This is a genomic window from Halochromatium sp. NSM3, assembly GCF_059621085.1.
In genome coordinates this window covers 125,425-146,242 of the sequence record NZ_JCAQIA010000001.1, presented here as the reverse complement: position 1 = coordinate 146,242, position 20,818 = coordinate 125,425, and the positions used below count along the sequence as shown (strand labels likewise).

The window sequence follows — 20,818 nt, the reverse complement described above, 5'->3', positions numbered from 1 at the left end:
GCTAGGGCGTCAACCGCGCACGGCCCTTGGCACGGCGTGCCTGCAACACCTTGCGGCCATTGCGCGTGGCATTGCGCGCTCGGAACCCGTGTGTACGGGCACGCTTCAGGCGGCTAGGTTTGAAGGTCTGTTTCACGAGAGGTTCTCCACGGATAGGACCCGCCAGAGCGGGATCGGCCAAAGATGGTCAAGGTTGTTGTTCGGTGCTCGTTGAGGCTCACAAAGACGTCGGTCAGGATCGCGATCGACGCGGGGAGCGATCGACAACGGTCGAACCGAGCCCGACCTCAACCCGCAATGGGCATCGGCGAGTGAGCGTCAGTTGGAACTATCGTCGACCAATCGGGGCGCAGCAGGGTCAGCCATACGCTCCCGCAGAGCAAGACCGCCCATCTTAGAACGCACCAAGAGTTGGGTCAACGCCTAAGCGCGCGTTCAGCGTCACCGGCGGTCCTGGGATCGCTGTGGATAACCGCACCCTCGAAGACTAGACTGAGGCGTCAAAGTCGCAGCCCGAGCGACCCCTAACCACATAATCACACCCACGATCAACAAGAGGATCGGCCGATGCCGAAGCTCTGGGACCAGTGTACGAGCCTGCTGAAACAGGATCTCACTGACTCTGAATTCAACACCTGGATCATGCCGCTGCAAGCCAGCGAGGAGGAAGGACGACTCCGGCTGTTCGCCCCGAATCGGTTCGTCAAGGAATGGGTGAAGCAGCATTACGAAAAACAGATCGCCACCCTCTGCCTGGGGGTCAGCGAGGGTCGCATCGAGCATGTCAGCTTCGAGATCGGCGCCTTGCGTCAACGCCCGGGCAACGACGCGCGCCGCGTTGACACCCGCGCCAACGCGGCGGATGCCGATTCGACGCTCGAGAAACGGCGCCTTGATGCCGGCCTCAACCAGACCTTCAACTTCGAGTCCTTTGTCGAGGGCAAGTCGAATCAGATCGCGCGCGCGGCATCGATTCAGATCGGGTGCAACCCGGGCACGGCTTACAACCCGCTCTTCGTTTACGGTGGGGTCGGGCTCGGCAAGACGCATCTGATGCATGCCATCGGTAACGCCATCATCGAGGCCAACCGCGAGGCCCATGTCATCTACGTCCACTCCGAGCGCTTCGTCTCGGATATGATCCGCGCGCTGCAGCACAACGAGATCGACAAATTCAAGCGGCTCTACCGGCGCGTCAATGTGCTCCTGATCGATGATGTGCAGTTCTTCGCCGGCAAGGATCGCTCACAAGAAGAGTTCTTCTACACCTTCAACGCCCTGTTCGAGGCCCAGCAACAGATCGTGCTTTCGAGCGACCGTTTCCCGAAAGAGGTCAGCGGCCTCGAGGAGCGCTTACGCTCGCGTTTCGGTTGGGGGCTCACGGTCGCTATCGAGCCGCCGGACCTCGAGACCCGTGTCGCCATCCTTAACAGTAAGGCGACTATGCTGCAGATGGCGCTGCCGGATGATGTCGCGTTCTTCGTCGCCAAGCGGGTACGCTCTAACATCCGCGAACTCGAGGGCGCCTTGCGTCGCCTTGCTGCCAACTCACGCTTCCTCGGTATCCCGATCACGGTCGACTTCGCCAAGGACGCGCTGCGCGACATGCTGGTGGCGCAGGACAAGCAGGTCTCGATCGAGAACATCCAGAAGGCCGTCGCCGCGCATTACAAGATCCGCGTTAGCGATCTGCTCTCCTCGAGCCGTTCCCGCTCGGTCGCGCGCCCGCGGCAGGTCGCCATGACCCTGGCCAAGGAACTGACCAAACACAGCCTGCCAGAGATCGGCAAGGCCTTCGGTGGGCGGGATCACAGCACCGTGATTCATGCCGCACGCAAGGTGGTCGAGCTACGCGCGGGCGACACCATGATCGAGGAAGACTATAAGATCCTGCTGAGAACCCTACAGAATTGATCCTGGATAACCCGCACAGGGTTCGTTGGATAGTCAAGATGAAGAGTCATTGCTCATGAAGATTTCGGTTGATCGGTCTGTTTTGCTTCCGGCTTTATCGGTCGTCGGTGGCGTCGTCGAACGGCGTCAAACCTTACCGATTCTCGGTAACCTCTTGCTCACCGCCGAGGACGGCTTGGTACGCATGAAGGGCACGGATCTCGAGATCGAGATCAGCAGCGCCGCTGTGGCCGAGGTCGAGGAGGCCGGCGCCGTGACCCTGCCCGCGCGCAAGCTGATCGATATCTGTCGCTCCTTGCCAGAGGACGCGCGCATTCAGATCAAGGCGCACAGTGAACGCGCCACCCTCACCTCCGGGCGTAGCCGTTTCATGCTGAGTACCTTGCCGGCGGCGGATTTCCCGGCCATGGAGGTGCCGCCGGCGCAGATCGGGTTACAGATGGAACGCGAAACCCTGCACCGACTCCTCGAGAAGACCTCCTTTGCCATGGCGCAGCAGGATGTTCGCTACTACCTCAATGGTGTCTTGCTCGAGTTGTCGGCGGAGCGCGCGGTCGCCGTCGCCACCGATGGTCATCGCCTGGCCAAGGTCGTGGCGGCCTTGGACGGCGATGGCGAAGGTCTCGGTGCCGAGCCGAAGCAGGTCATCGTGCCTGCTAAAACCGTGTTGGAGTTGAAGCGACTGCTGGGCACGGCTCAGGAGCAGGTGCGGATCGAATTATCGGAGCGAACGCTGAAGGTCGAGCTTGGCAAGACGCTGGTGGTCTCAAAGCTGGTCGAAGGGCAGTATCCCGATTACAACCGTGTCATCCCGGCCGATCTCCAGCAGCACGCCACCATCGATCGCGATCGGCTCAAGGGCGCGCTGCAACGCACGGCCATCCTCTCGAACGAGAAATACAAGGGCGTGCGCGTGACCTTCGAGCCCGGGCGCCTAGGGTTGCAAACCCAGAACCCAGAGAAGGAAGAGGCCGAGGACGAGATCGAGATCGAGTATGAAGGCGAGTCGGTCTCGGTTGGTTTCAACGTCGCCTATGTGCTCGATGTCCTCTCGGCCGTGGATGCCTCGACGGTGGAGATCCGCTTCCGCAATGCCGAGAGCAGCGCAGTCTGGCAGGGTCTTGGGGCCGAGGATGAGGTCTTCGTCATCATGCCCATGCGGCTCTAAGCCCAGGCGCGCTCCCAGCGTCGCGGCCGAGGATCTCCGACGTCCCCTATGCGGTTGGATCGCGTCCACATCCAACGCTTCAGGAATCTGCACGCGGTCGACATCGAGTTCCCCGAAGCGTTGAGCTGGATCGTCGGCCCCAACGCGGCCGGCAAAACGGCCTTGCTCGAGGCGATCTACTGTCTCGGTCGCGGGCGCAGTTTTCGCGGCCGACGCTTCGGAAGTCTGATCGAGCAGGGTTTCAGCGCCTCTCAGGTCCAGGGCTGGGTCCGCGACGCAGCGGGGTCAACGCGCATCGATTGGTCGAGCAACACCGATGAACGCGCGCAGCAGCAGCGTTCGGATATCGCGCTTCCGGTGCGACTCATCTGCGAGTGGACGCACGCGCTCGTCGATGGCGAGCCCTCCCTGCGCCGGCGTTTCGTGGATTGGAATCTCGCTCTTTGGGATCGCTCGGCCGTGGCGCTGTTCTCCCGCTATCGTCGGCTCGCAGCGCAACGCAATGCCTGGTTGCGGTCCGGGGCCGCTGGGCCGCCGGTCTGGGACGGGGCCTACGCCGAGGCGCTGGCGGCGGTCTTCGATCGGCGCGCGCGCTTCTTCGCGGCCTTGGTCGCGGCCTTTCATCGCGTGAGCGCCGAGGCGGATTGGTTGACCGAGATCGAGCCTCGCTGGGAAGGACTGGGCGCCGATCCCAGTGCATTGCTCGCGCGCCTGGAGCGGATGCGCTCGGCCGATCGCGACCGAGGCTTCACCTATCTTGGCGCTTCGCGGGCTGATTTTTCGTTTCGACGTCAGGGCGCGCCTTGGCTGGCCTCGCGTGGACAGGCCAAGGTCGCCGGGATCATGATCCAGCTCGCCGCCGAGGCGGTCGTCTCCGCAGCCGACGGGCGCTCCGCCGTCTGGCTGGTGGATGATCTCGATGCCGAGCTGTCCCCGGAATGGAGTGCCCGGCTCCTGGCCTTGCTCAGATGCCAACCTGGCCAGATCCTCATCACCGCCCTCACCGGTAAGACGATGGTCGACGCCGCTCGCTCGGCGGAGGGTGCCATGTTCCACGTGGAACATGGCACCGTGGAACGCGCTGCGGTTCGGGTATCCTGAAGCTGCATGACAGGCCTGATCATTGATGATGACCCTGCCAGCATCGAACTGATCGCCAACCTCTTTCGAGGTCAGTACGAGGTGCTGTTCGCACTCGATGGCGAAAAGGCCCTCACGCTTGCCGCCCGCACCATCCCCGATCTGATCCTGCTCGATGTGATGCTGCCCGGCATGGATGGCTTCACCATTTGCGCACGCCTCAAGGCCGATCCCTTGGCCATGGCCATCCCGGTGCTCTTCATCACCGGACGCGATGACAGCGCCGCCGAGACGCGCGGTCTCGAGCTTGGTGCCATGGACTAAATCACCAAACCGATCAACCCGCTGGTGTTGAAGATTCGGGTGCGCAACCAGATCGAACTCAAGCAGGCGCGCGATCGCCTCTCCATGCTCGCCACCACTGATGGCCTCACCGGGATCGCCAATCGACGCCGCTTCGACGAGGTCCTGGCGCATGAGCATGCCCGCCATGCGAGCGCCGGCATCAAGCTCGGGCTGATCATGCTCGACATCGATCACTTCAAGCGCTTCAATGACAGCTACGGACATGTGCTTGGCGATGACTGCCTGTGCGCCGTCGCGCACAGGTTGCGCGCTGCGCTCAAGCGCACGACCGATCTGGTCGCCCGCTATGGGGGCGAGGAGTTCGCCTGTATCCTGATCAATGTGCCGCCGGCGGCGGACGCGCTCGCGTTTGCCGAGAGATTGCGGGAACAGGTCGCCGCATTGGCCATTCCACACGCCCTCTCGCCAACGGCGGCGCATGTGACGATCAGTCTGGGCATCATCACCGCCTGCTGCACTCGGACCACGACCCCCTCCTTGTTGCTCACTCAGGCCGATGAACAGCTTTATCGCGCCAAGACCAGCGGTCGCAATCGCAGTTGCTTGGCCCAGGATCTGAACTGTTGACGGCAGCAGCGTTGCTTGGGATGAACCCTGGGGAAACCGCCAACGCGGGCGCCGGCGAGCCATCTGCGCTTCTCTGCGTGCGAGCGGCCAGTAGGTCTGTCGAGCGGTCGGCTGCTCGTTCAGCCAAGGCGTTGCCGAGCCTCGGCCTCGGACTATTTGCGCTCATCCTGTCGTGGATGGGCGCACCTTCGCCGACGCAAGCGCAGGCCGAACTCCCGGCAATGCCTGGTTCGTTGTCCCCGCCGATCCTTCAGGGCGGGCCTGCGAGCGAGGATCAGGAGGCCCTATGTGATCGCGGTGAATCGCCGTTACCGCCGCGCGCTCGCCGACAGTATCAGCGCCAATCAGGCACTGGCGAGCCAGAGCCGCTTTCAGTCCATGGTGACCGAGCTGTCGACTGATTTCATCAGTGCAGATCTCGCCTCCATCGACGCCAAGATCAATCACTTTCTCGCCTGCGTCGGCACCTTCTTCGAGGTCGATCGCAGCTACCTGTTCCGTTTCTCCGAGGATCTGACGCGCATCCACAATACCCATGAATGGTGCGCCTCGGGCATCAAGTCGTTCCTGCAACGCAACATCGTTGAGACCGACGCCATGCCGTGGTGGAAGCGCCAAATGCTCACCAGCGATTACGTGATGATCCCCGACGTCGATCAATTGCCCCCCGAGGCCGCCGCCGAGCAACGCGCTGAGAGCGCCACCGAGGCCAAGACCCGCTTCCTGGCCCCTGGCCAACATGAGCCACGAGATCCGAACGCCGATGAACGCGGTGATCGGGATGGCGCAACTGGCGCTGCATGCGTCGCCGCGACCCGAGGTTTGCACGCGCTTGCTGCATATCGAGCAGGCCGGTCGCTCGCTGCTGCAGATCATCAACGACATCCTGGATCTGTCGAAGATCGAATCCGGCAAGCTCGAACTCGAGACGCGCCCGTTTCGACTCGCCGAGGTGCTCGCCTATCTCCGGTCGGTACTCGCCATCGCCGCCGCCGAGCGCACGAACCGGGTACGCGTCGAGGCCGATCCGGCGATTCCCACCTATCTCGTGGGCGATGCGCTGCGTCTCGGCAGGCCCTGCTCAACCTCGCTGGCAACGCGGTGAAATTCACCGAGCATGGGGTGATCTAGGTCCGTGTGCGGCTGCTCGATTGCTGGGCCGATAGTGTGCGCTTGGGGTTCTGGGTCATCGACTCTAGCATCGGCATCGATGTCGCGCAGTTGCCGATGCTCTATGACCCGTTCTGGCAGGCCGACAGCTCGACCACTCGCCGCTATGGCGGCAGCGGTCTCGGCCTGCCCATCACCAAACAACTGATCGCCCTCATGGGTGGGGAGATCCAGGTCCGAGGCCGCGCTCGGCGCGGCACCTGCTTTGATTTCGAGATCGATTTTCCAACCCTCGACAGCGCCGAATCGGCGCGCCTCGCCGAGGAGGAGGCGCATCACCACAGACCGCTCGGCGAGCGCGAGCGTGCCCCGTTCCAGGGGCGTCATCTGCTGCTGGTCGAGGATAATGATCTGAATCGCGAGCTGACGAGCGCGCTGCTCGGCGAACTCGGTCTTCGGCCCGAGATCGCGGTGAACGGCCGCGAGGCGGTGAACAAGGTCATTGCCGGACACTTCGATCTGATCCTGATGGATATCTAGATGCCCGAGATGGACGGTTTCGAGGCGGCGCGCGCCATCCGTCGGCATGAGGCGGCACTCGCGCGGGAAGCATCGCAGCGAGATGCGCCGCAACGGGACGCGCCGCGAGCGGCACAGGTGCCGATCATCTCACCGCGCATGCCACCGCCAATGATCGTGGGCGCAGCCTTGCCGCTGGCATGGACGATCATCTGCCGAAGCCGATCGACAGTCACCAGCTCTGGCAAGCCCTGCGGCGCTGGTTGCCGCCAGCGCCGGCGGCATTGCCGCCCACGGCAGCCGGCCCTGCATCCGCCAGCCCATCCGCCAGTGCATCTGCCGCCACTGCATCCCCCAATGATCATCAGCCTTCGCTCGCACGGCCCGAGCCTCTCCATGAGGGCGAGCCCGGAGGCTTAAGCCAGCCCGAGGAGCAGACTCTTCAAGGGCTCTCCGTCGAACCGCCTCTGTTACCGCCACTGTTCGATCACGCCGCCGCTCATCAGCTCGAAGTCGAGCTTGCTCAATCCGCACCCATGCCGCGTATCGATGCCTTGCTCGCCCACCTGAGCATCCGTCTGGAGTCCGCGCTACAGGTCACGCAGTCCTTCAGATCGGAGGATGCCGCAACACGCGAGGGGCCCACTCGGCCGCAGCCCTCGACGAGGGGTGAGTCGACCAAGACGCAAGGCTTGGACCGGCTGATGGTCTTGTACGGTCAGATCCAATGCAATAGCTTCAGCGCGCGTGAAACGCTCGCCGACCTGCAAGTCCAGCTCGGCGACGATGTGGGTCTGCCGTATCAAGCGTCCAGGATCGCGGCGTTACAACAGGCCCTGGAGCGGCTCGATTATGTGGATGCTGAGGTCTTGATCGAGGCATTGGTCGCCGATCGGCATGCTTGATGCCCGATCCGCTCTCAATGCCTGTTCCACGTGGAACATGATGAGGTCAGGCATGCGCCGTTTTGCGCCGAGACCTCCTCCAGTGTATAGAGCGCTTTACGCTGACTGAGTCAAAGTATGTTCCACGTGGAACATGAGCCTGAACCGACCGCCTCGAACGCCAGATCCCCCCGTTGATCGAGCCGCCGATGAGGCCCCCAGAATAGGCGTCATCCGTGTATAATCAACCAGTTCTGGCGACTTTGCCCCCCTCGTGAGGTCGCCAGTCCAAACGCCGCCGATCGCTCAGTCCAGCCGAATTTACCACAGGGGCGCGAGCGCCCTGATCCGCCTGCCCTTCCCTGAGACTTCCGGCCCGCCGGCGTCGATGTCCACGCCTTTGCATAGGCATGGCCCTATTCGATAGCACCATAGATTGACTCGCGTATGAGCTACGATTCCTCCAACATCAAGGTTCTTCGAGGCCTTGATGCCGTCCGCAAGCGTCCCGGGATGTATATCGGCGATACCGATGACGGAACCGGGCTCCACCACATGGTCTTCGAGGTGGTCGATAACGCCATCGACGAAGCCCTGGCCGGCCACTGCACCGAGATCCTGGTCACCGTGCATGCCGATGGCGCCGTCTCCGTGATCGACAACGGTCGCGGTATCCCGGTCGATATCCATCCCGAGGAGAACCGCTCGGCCGCCGAGGTCATCATGACCGTGCTGCACGCCGGCGGAAAATTCGACGACAATTCCTACAAGGTCTCCGGCGGTCTCCATGGCGTCGGCGTCTCGGTGGTCAACGCCCTCTCCGAGTATCTGCGCCTGCGCATCCGCCGCGATGGCATGGCCTACGAACAGGAGTTCGCACTCGGCGTGCCGTCCTATCCGCTGAAAGAATGCGGCCCCTCGGAGACCACCGGCACCGAGGTCTATTTCAAGCCCTCTCCCACCATCTTCAACGATCTTGAATTCCACTACGAGATCCTCGCCAAGCGCCTGCGCGAACTCTCGTTCCTGAACTCCGGCGTCCGCATCCGGCTCAAGGATGAGCGCACCGACCGCGAGACGGTGTTCGAGTACCAAGGAGGCATTCGCGCCTTTGTCGAACATCTGAACCAGAACAAATCGCCGATTCATCCCAGCGTCTTCTACTTCACCGCCGAGCGCAGTGAGGTCATTGCCGAGATCGCCTTGCAGTGGAACGATGCCTACCAGGAAACCATCTTCTGCTACACCAACACGATCCCGCAGAAGGATGGCGGCACCCATCTCGCCGGTTTCCGGGCCGGATTGACACGGACCCTGAATCAATACATCGAGCGCCAACAGCTCGTTAAGAACCAGAAGACGCGCCCGGTCGGTGACGATGCGCGCGAGGGTCTGACAGCGGTGGTCTCGGTCAAGGTACCCGACCCCAAGTTCTCCTCGCAGACCAAGGACAAACTGGTGTCCTCCGATGTCAAGCCGGTGGTCGAGGCGCTCCTGAACCAGTATCTGGATATGTTCCTCGAGGAGAACCCGGCCGAGGCCAAGGTCATCGCCAACAAGATGCTCGAGGCCGCGCGCGCGCGCGAAGCCGCTCGCAAGGCGCGCGACATGACCCGGCGCAAGGGTGTGCTCGACATTGCCGGGCTGCCCGGCAAGCTCGCTGACTGCCAAGAAAAAGACCCCGCGCGCTCGGAGCTGTTCATCGTCGAGGGCGACTCGGCCGGGGGCTCGGCCAAACAGGGGCGCGATCGCGCCTTCCAAGCCATCCTGCCGTTGAAAGGTAAGATTCTCAATGTCGAGAAGGCCCGGTTCGACAAGATGTTGTCCTCGGCCGAGGTCGGCACCCTGATCACCGCGCTCGGCTGCGGCATCGGTCGCGAGGACTACAACCCGGACAAGCTCCGTTACCACCGCATCATCATCATGACCGATGCCGATGTCGACGGCGCGCACATCCGCACCCTGCTGCTGACCTTTTTCTATCGGCAGATGCCGGAGCTGGTCGACCGCGGCTATGTCTACATCGCCCAGCCGCCACTCTACAAGGTCAAGCGTGGTAAGCAGGAAGACTATCTGCTCGATGATGCCGAGATGAGCGCCTCACTGCTGCGTGCCGCGCTCGATAACGCCGCCCTCTATTGCGAGCCGGAGGTGCCACCGATCAGCGCCCTGGGCCTCGAGTCGCTGATGAGCGATTACCAGGTGTTTCGCGCCATGCTCGCGCGCATGGCCACGCGTTACGATGTCACCTTTCTCGGTGAACTCCTGAACATGCCGCGCCTGACCCCAGAGATGCGTCAGGATCTGGAGCAGTTAGCTGCCTGGAGCGCCGCGCTCGAACAGCGGCTCCGCGCGCAAGCGGGGCCCGCCATCGACTATCGAGTCAAGGTCCGCGAGGCCGAGTTCGATTTGCCGGCGGGGCTGTCGGTGATCCGGCTCGTGTACGGGATTCCCGAGACCCGCGATCTCGGTCTGGACTTCTTCGACTCCGCAGACTATCGGCGGATCGCGACCTTGGCGGAAAAACTCGAGGGGCTGATCAAGCCTGGCGCCCGCGTGGCGCGCGGCGAGCGCGGCCGGGAGCTGCTGACGTTCGGCGAGGCCTACGACTGGCTGCTCGCCGAAGGCCGTCGCGGCTACCATATCCAGCGCTACAAGGGTCTCGGCGAGATGAACCCCGAGCAATTATGGGAAACGACCATGGACCCAGAGAGTCGCCGCCTGCTGCGCGTCACCATCGAGGACGCGGTGGCGGCGGATCAGATCTTCACCACACTGATGGGTGAACATGTCGAGCCGCGCCGCGACTTCATCGAGCGGCATGCGCTCGATGCCGCCAATATCGATATCTAGCTAGAGGACTGCTCGGCCCGAGCGCCCCGCCCTTGCGTGGCGAGGGCCGAGCCAACGGCGCTCTCGACCAAGGTTTGGGTCGTGGTTCTGATCCACTGCTCGGCCTGCCGGTTGATCTCTTGGGCGCTGAGGCCCTGGGTCTCGATCGGCGGGCCGATCACCACATCAATGGTGCCGGCACGCTTGCGCAGTGGCCGCCGTCCCCAAAAACATCCGGCATTGTGCGCAATCGGCACGACCGGCGCGCCCGTGCGCTCCGCTAGGAGTGCTCCGCCGAGCCCGAAGCGTTTGGTCGCGCCCAGAGTCACGCGCGTGCCTTCGGGAAAGATCACCAGACAATGCCCGCGCGCGAGTCGCTCGGCGCCAACCGCGAGTAGTTGCTTCATGGCCTGTCGGCCGGCGGAGCGATCGATCGCGATCGGGTCGAACAGCGATAAGGCCCAGCCGAAGAACGGGATGCGCAACAGCTCCTGCTTCATCACCCAGGTCTGGGGCATCGGCAGGATGTGACCCAGCGCGATGGTCTCCCAGGCCGATTGATGGTTGCTCAGGATGATCTGCCCGCGACCTGCAAGCAGATGTACCCGTCCGCGTACCCGATGATCGATGCCACAGAGGCGGCGCAAGGCCCAAAGCACCATGCGCTGCCAATGCAGACCGATCGAGGTCAGCCGTGGTCGTGAGAGAGCGGGAGCGAGTAGCCGCATCAGCGTGCCGTAGCCGACTACGCTGAGCCAGAGGAATGCCTCGAAAAGGATGGCTCGGAAGCGATCCATCGATGCTTAAGGTCAGGAATGGTCGAGCAAGCCGTCCACGGCTGCGGCGAGATCATCAAAGATCGCGATATCGGCAAACGCCGACGGCAGATGCCGCTCCGTATCCGCCCCCTTGCCGGTGCGCACCAGGATGGGCCGGGCGCCGACGCTCGCGGCGGCGTTCAGATCGCGCCGGGAATCGCCGATCACCGGAGCGTCGTTCAGGGAAATCCCCGTCCGTCGACGGATCTCCCGCAGTAAACCCGACTTGGGTTTGCGGCAATCACACCCCTCATCGGGGGCATGTTGACAGAACGCGATCACCTCGACGCGTCCGCCCACCGCGTTCAGCCGTGAGCGCAGCGCCTGATGAATGGCGTTGAGGTCATCCAGATTGCAGAGGCCGCGCGCGATCGCCGACTGATTGGTCGCGATCGCCACAGTGACCCCGGCATTGTTCAAGCGCGCGATCGCCTCCAGGCTGCCCGGAATCGGCTTCCATTCGCGCTCGGACTTGATGTACTCCTTGGAGTCATAATTGATCACGCCATCGCGATCCAGGACCACCAACTTCATTGCACCTCCCGGTTCCGCATCATCTCAGGATGTCTGCAACAAGGAAATATCGGCAACGCCGAGGAACAGGGTCTCCAAGCGCTTCAGGATCGCAAGACGGTTCGCCCTGAGATCGGGCTCCTCGGCCATCACCATCACCTGCTCGAAGAAATCATCGAGCGCCTGCCGCAGCCCCGCTAGTTCGCTCAGGGCCGAGTCATAGTCTTGCTGTTCGAGTAATGCCCGCACCCGCTTCATCATCGCGTCGACCGCAGTGACCATCGCACGCTCGGCCTCATCCTGCAATAGGTTCGGATCGATCCGCTCGCCGAGTTCGGCGAGCGGAGCCTTGCGCAGGATATTACGCGTGCGCTTGTTGGCCGCCGCCAGTGCCGCTGCTTCCGGACGCCCCCTGAAGCCCTGAACCGCATGGATGCGCCGATCGATATCCAGCGGCTGCGTCAACCCAAGCGCCAGCACGGCGGCGATCACGTCGGCATCGGCCGAGCGGTTGTTCTCCGCATCCGCGTAATAGCGTTTCAGCCGGTCGATGCTGTACTGCAAGACCTCATCAATGCAGCCCGCCGCGTCGATCGAGGTGGGATAGCCGGCTGCGGCACGCTCCAATAAGGTCCGCAGATCCAGCGCGAGCGGTGTCTCGATCAGCAGCCGCAGGACCGCGATCGCCGCCCGCCGCAGTCCATAGGGGTCCTTGACGCCGGTTGGACGCTGGCCAATCGCGAAGATCCCGACCAAGGTATCGACCCGATCGGCGATCGCGATCGCACGCGCCAGGTCTGTTTCCGGCAGACGATCACCCGCGTGCTTCGGCCAGTAATGCTGCTCGATCGCCTCGGCGATCACGGCGGGCTCACCCGCGCGTTGCGCGTAATAGCGGCCCATCACCCCTTGCAGACTGCCGAATTCGCCCACCATCTGGGTCACCAGATCGGCCTTGGCCAGGCGCGCGGCGCGGTGCGTCTCATCGACATCGGCGCCGATCTCGCCGGCGATCCAGGCACTGAGCGCGGCGACCCGCTCGGTCTTCTCCAAGAGGGTGCCGAGCTGGTGTTGGAAGACGATGCCCTGCAGCGCGGCGACCCGCTTGGCCAGCGGCGTCTTGAGATCCTGTTCCCAAAAGAACTTGGCATCGGCGAAGCGCGGGCGAATCACACGCTCGTTACCGGCCCGCACCTGCTCCGGCTCGCGGCTCTCGATATTGCTGACGGTGATGAAGCAGGGTAGCAACCGGCCCTCGCCATCCAGCACCGGGAAATACTTCTGGTTGGCCTGCATGGTTTCGATCAAGACCTCGGGCGGCACCTCGAGGAAATCCGCATCGAATCGACCCAGCAAGGCAACCGGCCATTCGCAGAGCGCCGTGACCTCATTGAGCACCGAGTCATCGATCATGGCCTCACCACCGGCCTCGGCCGCGAGCGCCTCGACCTGCTCGCGGATCGAGCGGCGTCGGGTCGCGAGATCGGGCTCGACGCGAGCATTGCGCAGGGCTGCGAGATAGTCGCCCGGAGAGGCCAGGCTGATCGCCTCGGGATGATGGAAGCGATGACCATGGGTCAGCCGATCGATCGCGAGCCCAAGTACCCGACCCGGCACCAGCGCTTCGCCGAGCAAGACGCAGACCCAGTGCACCGGGCGCACGAATTCGACACTGCGATCGCCCCAGCGCATCCGCTTCGGGATCGGCAATGTCGCCAGCGCCTGCTCGATCAAGCCTGGCAGAAGCGTCGCTGCCAGCTCCCCAGTGACCTGATGGCGGTAGCACAGCCAAGCACCCTTGGGTGTCTCCTCGCGCTCGAGGGCCTCGACCTCGACGCCACAGGACTGGGCGAAGCCGAGCGCGGCCTTGGTCGCGCTCCCCTGCTGATCGAAGGCCGCCTTCACGGCAGGTCCGCGCCGCATTACTTGTTCATCAGGCTGCGCCGTGGCGACCGCCTCGATCATCACCGCCAGCCGGCGTGGACTGGCGAAGGCGCGCGCCCCGCTGTGGGCGAGTCTGGCCTCATCGAGCTGTTTTTGCAGCGCTTCGCGAAACGCCTCGGACAAGCCCGCAAGCGCGGCTGGTGGCAACTCTTCGGTGCCGATCTCGATCAACAGATCGGCGACTGCGGCAGGGCTCATGCGGCCTCCTGGCGGTGAGTGGCGGCCGAAGCCATCGGGAAACCGAGCGCCTCGCGGCTCTGGTAGTAGGCCTCGGCCACGGCGCGCGCGAGCGTGCGCACCCGCAAGATGAAGCGCTGCCGCTCGGTCACCGAGATGGCCCCGCGCGCGTCCAGCAAATTAAAGGTATGCGAGGCCTTCAACACCTGCTCATAGGCCGGCAATGGCAATCCAGCCTCGACCAGGGCCTGGCTTTGTCGCTCGCAGCCATCGAAGGCCGCGAACAGGGCGGCGACATCGGCTTGCTCGAAGTTATAGGCCGACTGCTCGCGCTCGTTTTGCAGGAAGACATCGCCATAGGAGACCGGCCCAGTAGCCGAGTCGGTCCAACGCAGGTCGTAGACGCTCTCGACGCCTTGCAGATACATCGCGATGCGCTCGAGCCCATAGGTGATCTCGCCGGTCACCGGGCGGCATTCGAGCCCGCCGACCTGTTGGAAATAGGTGAACTGGGTCACCTCCATTCCATTCAGCCAGACCTCCCAGCCCAACCCCCAGGCACCGAGCGTCGGCGACTCCCAGTTGTCCTCGACGAAGCGGATATCGTGGACCAAGGGGTCAATGCCCAGCTCGCGCAGCGAGTCCAGATACAGCGCTTGGATGCCATCCGGCGAGGGCTTCATCACCACCTGATACTGATAGTAATGCTGCAACCGGTTCGGATTCTCGCCATAGCGGCCATCGGTCGGTCGCCGCGAGGGTTGCACGTAGGCCGCGTTCCAAGGCTCGGGGCCGATCGAGCGCAAGAAGGTGCCCGGGTGAAAGGTTCCGGCGCCCACCTCCATATCATAAGGTTGCAGGATCACGCAGCCTTGTCGACTCCAGTACCGCTCGAGCCTGAAGATGAGCTCTTGAAAACTGATGAGATCGCCCGTCTGAGTGCTCAACGCGGACTCCAGAATGTGCTAAAACCGCACAGTATAGCGATGACCGGCACCTGCGGACCACCACCTGCGTCGTCCTCATCCGCCCGTCCCTGCCGGTATAATCCGCGCCCATCAAGGCTGCGCCCGCAGCGACCGCATCGGCATTCCCTTATGGAAACCAACCAACGCCAGGCGCGCTCCCAAGCGATCAAGCGGACATCCCTAGTCGGCGCGATCGCCAATCTGCTCCTCTCCGCGCTCAAGCTCACGGTCGGATGGTTCGGACACTCGCAGGCGCTGATCGCCGACGGTATCCACTCATTGTCCGATCTTCTCTCTGATCTCCTAGTCTGGTTCGCCGGTCACAAGGCTGGTAAGGCCCCGGATGCCGAGCATCCCTATGGCCATGGCCGCTTCGAGACAGTCGCCACACTCGTTCTTGGCTTCCTGCTGCTGGCGGTCGCCATCGGCATCATCTGGGATGCCGGCCAGCGCCTGTTCAAACCCGAGGCGCTGCTGCATCCCGAACCGATCGTGTTCTATGCCGCAGCACTCTCGATTGTGATCAAGGAAGCGCTGTTTTGGTACACCCGTGCTTACGGCTTGCGCGTGCGCTCCGATCTGCTGCTCGCTAATGCCTGGCACCATCGCTCTGATGCCATCTCCTCGGTCATCGTGATGATCGGCGTTGCCGGCACCCTCGCCGGCCTCCCCGATTTGGATGCCATCGCCTCGGTGCTGGTCGCGGTGATGATCGCCAAGATCGCCTGGGATCTGGGAACCAGCGCCACCCGCGAACTCGTCGATACTGGCCTCGGTCCCGAGCGTCTGCGCGAGATCAGCCGGATCATCCGCCGCAGCACCGGCGTGCGCGACGTCCACATGCTGCGCACCCGCACCCTCGGTGGCAACACCTCGGCCGATGTCCATGTCCTGGTCGACCCCGACATCAGCGTCTCCGAAGGTCATGCGATTAGCGTCCTGGTGCAAGAGCGGCTGATGGAGACCATCGATCGCATGTCCGATGTCATCGTTCACATCGATCCGGAAGACGACGAAAGCGCGGCCCCGACCAAGGGCTTGCCAATGCGCACCGAGATTCTCGAGCGCCTCGACCAGCGCTGGAAGCAGATTCCCGAAGCGCTGACCCGCAAGCGCGTCCTGCTGCATTACCTAGATGGCGCGATCACGGTCGATCTCTTCTTCCCGCTGCGCACCTTCAGCGATGAGGCCGCCACGCGGCAGCTGCATCAACGCTTGCGCGCGGCCCTCGAGGATGATTCCGACATCGCCGAGGTGCGCCTCTATTTCGGTTGATGGCCGTCCATGTTCGGCGGATGCCGTCCCATGCCCCCTTTCGGTGCAACATGACTCGAGGTATGGTCTATTTGTGTGCGCTCGCGTGGCTGCCGAGGCCGCTGCACACCGGTCGGTTCGGCGCGACCGCCGTTTGCCAGGACAGTGGCACATAACCTGCTAATCACAGTAACGAGCACACACCGGGGCGATGACCGATCGATCAGCGATTCGGAGACCGACGCCGCCCAACCTTCCATTCACAAACCCAAGACCAAATAGCGGGAGATTTCGCAGATGTCCGCCACTGACGTGTTGAAGACGATTAAAGACGAGGACGTGAAATTCGTGGACCTTCGGTTCACGGATACGCGCGGCAAGGAGCAGCACGTCTCGCTGCCGGCCCGCATCATCGACGAGGCACTGTTCCAGGATGGCAAGATGTTCGACGGCTCCTCGATCGCCGGCTGGAAGGGCATTGAGGCCTCGGACATGGTCCTGATGCCAGAGGCCTCGACTGCGGTGCTCGACCCATTCTCCGACGAGAAGACCCTGATCGTGCGCTGCGACATCCTTGAGCCCGCCACCATGCAGGGCTACGAGCGTGATCCGCGCTCGGTGGCCAAGCGTGCCGAGGCCTATCTGGCTTCCACCGGCATCGCCGACACCGCCTTCTTCGGCCCCGAGCCAGAATTCTTCGTCCTCGACGACGTGCGTTGGGGCGTCAGCATGGCCGGCGCCTTCTACAAGGTCGATTCCGAGGAGGCCGAGTGGAACTCCGAGCGCGTCTTCGAGGACGGCAACATGGGTCACCGTCCCGGTGTCAAGGGCGGCTACTTCCCGGTGCCACCGGTGGACTCGCTCAACGATCTGCGCGCCGCCATGTGCCTGGCGATGGAAGAGATGGGGGTGCCGGTCGAGGTGCATCACCACGAGGTCGCCACCGCTGGCCAGTGCGAGATCGGCACCCGCTTCGATACCCTGGTCAAGCGTGCCGACATGAACCAGATCCTCAAATACTGCGTGCAGAATGTCGCTCATGCCTATGGCAAGACGGCCACCTTTATGCCTAAGCCGTTGGTCGGCGACAATGGCAACGGCATGCACGTCCATCAGTCGCTCGGCAAGGATGGCCAGAACATCTTCGCCGGCGACAAGTACGGCGGCCTGTCCGATACCGCGCTCTACTACATCGGCGGCATCATCAAGCACGCGCGTGCGCTGAATGCCTTCACCAACGCCTCCACCAACTCCTACAAGCGCTTGGTGCCTGGCTTCGAGGCGCCGGTGATGCTGGCCTATTCGGCCAAGAACCGCTCGGCCTCGATCCGCATCCCGCATGATGCCAATCCCAAGGCCACGCGCATCGAGGTCCGCTTCCCGGATAGCACGGGCAACCCGTACCTGTCGTTCTCGGCGATGATGTTGGCCGGCCTCGATGGCATCCAGAACAAGATCCATCCCGGCGATGCCATGGATAAGGACCTCTACGATCTTCCTCCGGAAGAAGAGAAGTCCATCCCACAGGTCTGCTACTCGCTCGATCAGGCCTTGCAAGCGCTCGATGCCGATCGCGAGTTCCTCACCGTCGGCGGCGTCTTCACCGATGATGTGATCGATAGCTATATCGCGCTCAAGATGTCCGAGGTCACCCAGTTGCGGATGAGCACGCATCCGGTCGAGTTTGATCTCTACTACAGCCTCTAATCGACACACCAGGCGCTGACGATTCGCGGAAATCGCCGCGCCCTGCCACGGGCAAGGATGCCCGTCTCTTCCTCCGCACTCCGCACTCCATCCATGACACCCAGCCGCACCAGCACACCGGAGCCCGCTTCGGCCCGTGTCCTGCCTTTCTCCTCGTCGTCCTTGCTCACCCGCAACCAATAGCGCTCGATCATCGGCGAGGCGCGCCTTGTCCAAGCCTGGTGCATCCCAGCGCACCCAGCAAGGGCGCTAAGCACTAAACTAGTGCGACTGATCGAGCGGATCAGCGCGGGCCGCGCGCCTGCCCCCTGATCCTAACAGGCGTCCTTCATCTGGCTCGGTGCTTGCTTAATCGATGGAAATGGCTGATCCAGCGGGTTTTAGGTCAGGCGCCCTCGTGAGACTGATGAACGACATCGATAGCGGACTCAGCCGGCTTGGCACCATGATCCTCGACAATCTGAGCACGGCCGTGCTGCTGTTCGATCGCGATCTGCGACTGCGCTATATCAATGCCGCCGGCGAGAACCTGCTCGCCGTCAGCGCCAAGACCGTGCTCGGCGAGGCCGCAGGGCATCTGGTGCCCTGCCCTAGCGACTCGGTCGAGAACCGGCTGCGCGAGGCCTTCGAGACGCGACAACCCTTTACCGAGCGTGAGGTCGAGGTCAAGCGACCCGACCAACAGTGCATCCGCGTCAATTGCACCGTGCTGCCCCTCCTCGCCCGCGACGAGCCCTACGATCTACTGATGGAGATGCAACAGGTCGACCGCCAGCTCAGGATCGCGCGCGAGGAATACCTGATCTCACAACATCACGCGACCCAGGCGCTACTGCGTGGGCTCGCGCACGAGATCAAGAACCCGCTCGGCGGATTGCGCGGCGCCGCGCAGCTCCTCGAGCGCGAGTTGCCCAACCCAGGCTTGCGCGAATACACCCGCATCATCATCGATGAGGCCGATCGTCTGCAGGCGCTGCTGAATCGCATGCTGGGGCCGAACCATCTGCCGCAGCTGGGCTCGATCAATATCCATCATGTGATCGAGCATGTGCGCGGCCTGCTCAGCGCCGAATTCCCGTCCGGACCCAAGATCATCCGCGACTATGACCCGAGCATCCCGAACCTCGAGGCCGATACCGATCGGCTGATCCAGGCCCTCCTCAACATTGCCCGCAACGCCGCTCACGCTGCCGGTCAGCACGGCCATGTGACGCTAAGAACGCGGGTGCTGAGGCAATTCACTATCGGCAGCATCCGCCACCGGCTAGTGCTGGTGATCGACATTGAGGACGATGGCCCCGGCATCCCCGAGGAACTGATGGATCGCATCTTCTTTCCGATGGTCTCGGGGCGCTCCGGCGGCACCGGGCTCGGGCTGGCGATCGCCCAAGAGCTGGTCAATCAGCACCAAGGCCTGATTGAATGCGAGAGTCGGCCCGGTTGCACCCTCTTCCTTGTCTATCTTCCGTTGGAGCCGACCCATGAGTAGAGTACCCAGGATCTGGGTCATCGACGACGACCGCTCGATCCGGTGGGTGCTCGAGCGCGCGTTGCGCCAGGCCGAGATGGATGTCACCAGCTTCTCCAACGGAGTGGGTGTCATGGACGCGCTCGAGCGCGAGATGCCCGATGTGATCCTGACGGACATTCGCATGCCCGGCATCGATGGCCTCGAGCTGCTCGAGCAGGTCACGAGCCGCTACCCGACGCTGCCGGTCATCATCATGACCGCGCATTCCGACCTCAACAGCGCCGTTTCCGCCTTCCATGGCGGCGCCTTTGAATACCTGCCCAAGCCCTTCGACATCGACGAAGCGGTCGATCAGGTCCAACGCGCCTGCCGCCGCCAAAGCGAGGCTGCCGCCGAACCGGTGCCGCTGCCGCATAGCCCGGACATCCTTGGCGAAGCGCCCTCAATGCAAGAGGTCTTTCGCGCCATCGGGCGCCTAGCCCGCTCCAACATCACCGTGCTCATCAACGGCGAATCCGGCACCGGCAAGGAACTCGTCGCCCACGCCCTGCATCGCCACAGCCCGCGCTCGCAAGCGCCCTTCATCGCCCTCAACATGGCCGCGATCCCGCGCGACCTGATGGAATCCGAACTCTTCGGCCACGAGCGCGGCGCCTTCACCGGTGCCCAGACCCGGCGCGAAGGCCGTTTCGAGCAGGCCGATGGCGGCACCCTCTTCCTTGATGAGATCGGCGATATGCCGGCCGAATTACAGACCCGTCTCCTGCGCGTGCTCGCCGACGGCGAGTTCTATCGCGTCGGCGGCCTAACGCCGATCAAGGTTGATGTGCGCATCATCGCTGCCACCCATCAAAACCTGCGCGAGCTGGTGGCCAAAGGCAGCTTTCGCGATGATCTCTTTCACCGCCTCAACGTCATCCGCATCCAACTGCCGGCGTTGCGCGACCGGCGCGAGGACATCGGCCTGCTCATGCGCCACTTCCTGGCCCAGGCCGCGAAGGAACTCGGCTGCGAGGCCAAGATATTGGCCGATGATGCGCTCGAGCGCCTCGAGCGCCTGGAATGGCCTGGCAATGTGCGCCAACTCGAGAACACCGCGCGCTGGCTCACGGTGATGGCCTCGACCAAGCAGATCCATGTCAGCGATCTGCCGCCCGACCTCGAGGGCATCGCCGCCGCCGAGCAAGCCGACGAACAATGGGAGGGTGCCCTGCGCGCCTGGACGCGGCGGCGGCTGCAGCAAGGCGAGCGCGGCATCCTCGACTCGGCCATGCCGACGTTCGAACGCATCCTCATCGAATCCGCGCTCGAGCACACCGGCGGGCGCCGCCAAGAGGCCGCCAAACTCCTTGGCTGGGGGCGCAACACCCTGACCCGCAAGATCAAGGATTTGGGCATGGAAGGCGAAGAGCCAGAGCTTGCTGAGGACGAGGAGCCCGAGGTGTAGGACTGTTGAGCGGCTATAACATCGAGCGCGGAGCGGGTGGGAATCGGGCCGGAGATGCCCCATCTCCGGGGCATTCGAG

The 20,818-nt window shown here is 63.4% G+C and carries 20 protein-coding genes; 13 read left to right on the top strand and 7 right to left on the bottom strand.

The features are described 5' to 3' along the window. Window position 1 precedes the first annotated feature (1 nt). A complete protein-coding gene (gene rpmH / locus AC54T3_RS00735; RefSeq protein ID WP_200243277.1) occupies window positions 2-136 on the bottom strand; it encodes a 50S ribosomal protein L34 in 135 nt (44 codons plus the stop codon). Window positions 137-567: 431 nt separating this feature from the next. On the opposite strand from rpmH, the gene dnaA reads away from it, so the two are divergent. From dnaA to AC54T3_RS00710, 5 genes are read left to right on the top strand one after another with little or no spacing between them, the layout of a single operon-like run. Then, window positions 568-1,914: a chromosomal replication initiator protein DnaA gene (gene dnaA, locus AC54T3_RS00730; RefSeq protein WP_496621557.1), complete on the top strand. Its 1,347-nt coding sequence runs from the start codon at window positions 568-570 to the stop codon at window positions 1,912-1,914. Between the two features lie 55 nt (window positions 1,915-1,969). After that, entirely contained in the window at window positions 1,970-3,082 is a 1,113-nt protein-coding gene (dnaN, locus tag AC54T3_RS00725; protein ID WP_496621556.1) for a DNA polymerase III subunit beta, read from the top strand. 48 nt (window positions 3,083-3,130) lie between these two features. Then, on the top strand, window positions 3,131-4,183 hold the full coding sequence (gene recF / locus AC54T3_RS00720; RefSeq protein ID WP_496621555.1) for a DNA replication/repair protein RecF: 1,053 nt from the start codon (window positions 3,131-3,133) through the stop codon (window positions 4,181-4,183). 6 nt (window positions 4,184-4,189) lie between these two features. After that, entirely contained in the window at window positions 4,190-4,486 is a 297-nt protein-coding gene (locus tag AC54T3_RS00715; RefSeq protein WP_496621554.1) for a response regulator, read from the top strand. Between the two features lie 24 nt (window positions 4,487-4,510). After that, window positions 4,511-5,095 (top strand): GGDEF domain-containing protein, encoded by a 585-nt coding sequence (locus AC54T3_RS00710; RefSeq protein WP_496621553.1) that lies wholly within the window; start codon window positions 4,511-4,513, stop codon window positions 5,093-5,095. Window positions 5,096-5,257: 162 nt separating this feature from the next. Here the strand turns inward: AC54T3_RS00710 and AC54T3_RS00705 are convergent, their stop codons facing one another. Further along, window positions 5,258-5,836: a hypothetical protein gene (locus AC54T3_RS00705; RefSeq protein ID WP_496621552.1), complete on the bottom strand. Its 579-nt coding sequence runs from the start codon at window positions 5,834-5,836 to the stop codon at window positions 5,258-5,260. Window positions 5,837-5,858: 22 nt separating this feature from the next. Here AC54T3_RS00705 and AC54T3_RS00700 point away from each other — a divergent pair, with 22 nt between their 5' ends. The 4 genes from AC54T3_RS00700 (at window position 5,859) to gyrB (ending at window position 10,461) form a co-directional block, all read left to right on the top strand. Beyond that, window positions 5,859-6,200 (top strand): histidine kinase dimerization/phospho-acceptor domain-containing protein, encoded by a 342-nt coding sequence (locus AC54T3_RS00700; protein ID WP_496621551.1) that lies wholly within the window; start codon window positions 5,859-5,861, stop codon window positions 6,198-6,200. Between the two features lie 32 nt (window positions 6,201-6,232). Then, a complete protein-coding gene (locus tag AC54T3_RS00695; RefSeq protein WP_496621550.1) occupies window positions 6,233-6,745 on the top strand; it encodes an ATP-binding protein in 513 nt (170 codons plus the stop codon). A 179-nt stretch (window positions 6,746-6,924) separates the two neighbouring features. Beyond that, a complete protein-coding gene (locus tag AC54T3_RS00690; RefSeq protein WP_496621549.1) occupies window positions 6,925-7,629 on the top strand; it encodes a hypothetical protein in 705 nt (234 codons plus the stop codon). A gap of 426 nt (window positions 7,630-8,055) precedes the next feature. Next, window positions 8,056-10,461, top strand: coding sequence for a DNA topoisomerase (ATP-hydrolyzing) subunit B (gene gyrB / locus AC54T3_RS00685; RefSeq protein WP_496621548.1), 2,406 nt, complete (start codon window positions 8,056-8,058; stop codon window positions 10,459-10,461). Here the strand turns inward: gyrB and AC54T3_RS00680 are convergent. Genes AC54T3_RS00680 through glyQ form a run of 4 tightly spaced genes read right to left on the bottom strand, consistent with a single transcriptional unit; the run spans window position 10,458 to window position 14,839 of the window. Further along, a complete protein-coding gene (locus tag AC54T3_RS00680) occupies window positions 10,458-11,237 on the bottom strand; it encodes a lysophospholipid acyltransferase family protein (RefSeq protein ID WP_496621547.1) in 780 nt (259 codons plus the stop codon). The genes gyrB and AC54T3_RS00680 overlap by 4 nt on opposite strands. A gap of 12 nt (window positions 11,238-11,249) precedes the next feature. Beyond that, on the bottom strand, window positions 11,250-11,792 hold the full coding sequence (gene gmhB, locus AC54T3_RS00675) for a D-glycero-beta-D-manno-heptose 1,7-bisphosphate 7-phosphatase (RefSeq protein WP_496621546.1): 543 nt from the start codon (window positions 11,790-11,792) through the stop codon (window positions 11,250-11,252). A 24-nt stretch (window positions 11,793-11,816) separates the two neighbouring features. Further along, window positions 11,817-13,913, bottom strand: coding sequence for a glycine--tRNA ligase subunit beta (gene glyS, locus AC54T3_RS00670; protein ID WP_496621545.1), 2,097 nt, complete (start codon window positions 13,911-13,913; stop codon window positions 11,817-11,819). Beyond that, window positions 13,910-14,839 (bottom strand): glycine--tRNA ligase subunit alpha, encoded by a 930-nt coding sequence (glyQ, locus tag AC54T3_RS00665; RefSeq protein WP_496621544.1) that lies wholly within the window; start codon window positions 14,837-14,839, stop codon window positions 13,910-13,912. The genes glyS and glyQ overlap by 4 nt, the downstream gene beginning before the upstream one ends. Before the next feature lie 150 nt (window positions 14,840-14,989). On the opposite strand from glyQ, the gene AC54T3_RS00660 reads away from it, so the two are divergent. Both AC54T3_RS00660 and glnA read left to right on the top strand, forming a co-directional pair. Then, window positions 14,990-16,135, top strand: coding sequence for a cation diffusion facilitator family transporter (locus AC54T3_RS00660; RefSeq protein WP_496621543.1), 1,146 nt, complete (start codon window positions 14,990-14,992; stop codon window positions 16,133-16,135). Window positions 16,136-16,411: 276 nt separating this feature from the next. Continuing rightward, the gene (gene glnA, locus AC54T3_RS00655; RefSeq protein WP_496621542.1) at window positions 16,412-17,821 is read left to right on the top strand and encodes a glutamate--ammonia ligase; all 1,410 of its coding nucleotides are present in this window, start codon (window positions 16,412-16,414) and stop codon (window positions 17,819-17,821) included. Here glnA and AC54T3_RS00650 read toward each other — a convergent pair. Further along, window positions 17,818-18,015 (bottom strand): hypothetical protein, encoded by a 198-nt coding sequence (locus tag AC54T3_RS00650; RefSeq protein WP_496621541.1) that lies wholly within the window; start codon window positions 18,013-18,015, stop codon window positions 17,818-17,820. The two genes, glnA and AC54T3_RS00650, sit on opposite strands and share 4 nt — an antisense overlap. Window positions 18,016-18,227: 212 nt before the next feature. On the opposite strand from AC54T3_RS00650, the gene glnL reads away from it, so the two are divergent. Beyond that, window positions 18,228-19,310, top strand: coding sequence for a nitrogen regulation protein NR(II) (gene glnL / locus AC54T3_RS00645; protein ID WP_496621540.1), 1,083 nt, complete (start codon window positions 18,228-18,230; stop codon window positions 19,308-19,310). Beyond that, complete coding sequence (gene ntrC / locus AC54T3_RS00640; RefSeq protein ID WP_496621539.1) at window positions 19,303-20,739, top strand: nitrogen regulation protein NR(I); 1,437 nt, start codon at window positions 19,303-19,305, stop codon at window positions 20,737-20,739. Before glnL ends, ntrC begins: the two co-directional genes overlap by 8 nt. Window positions 20,740-20,818: the final 79 nt, after the last annotated feature.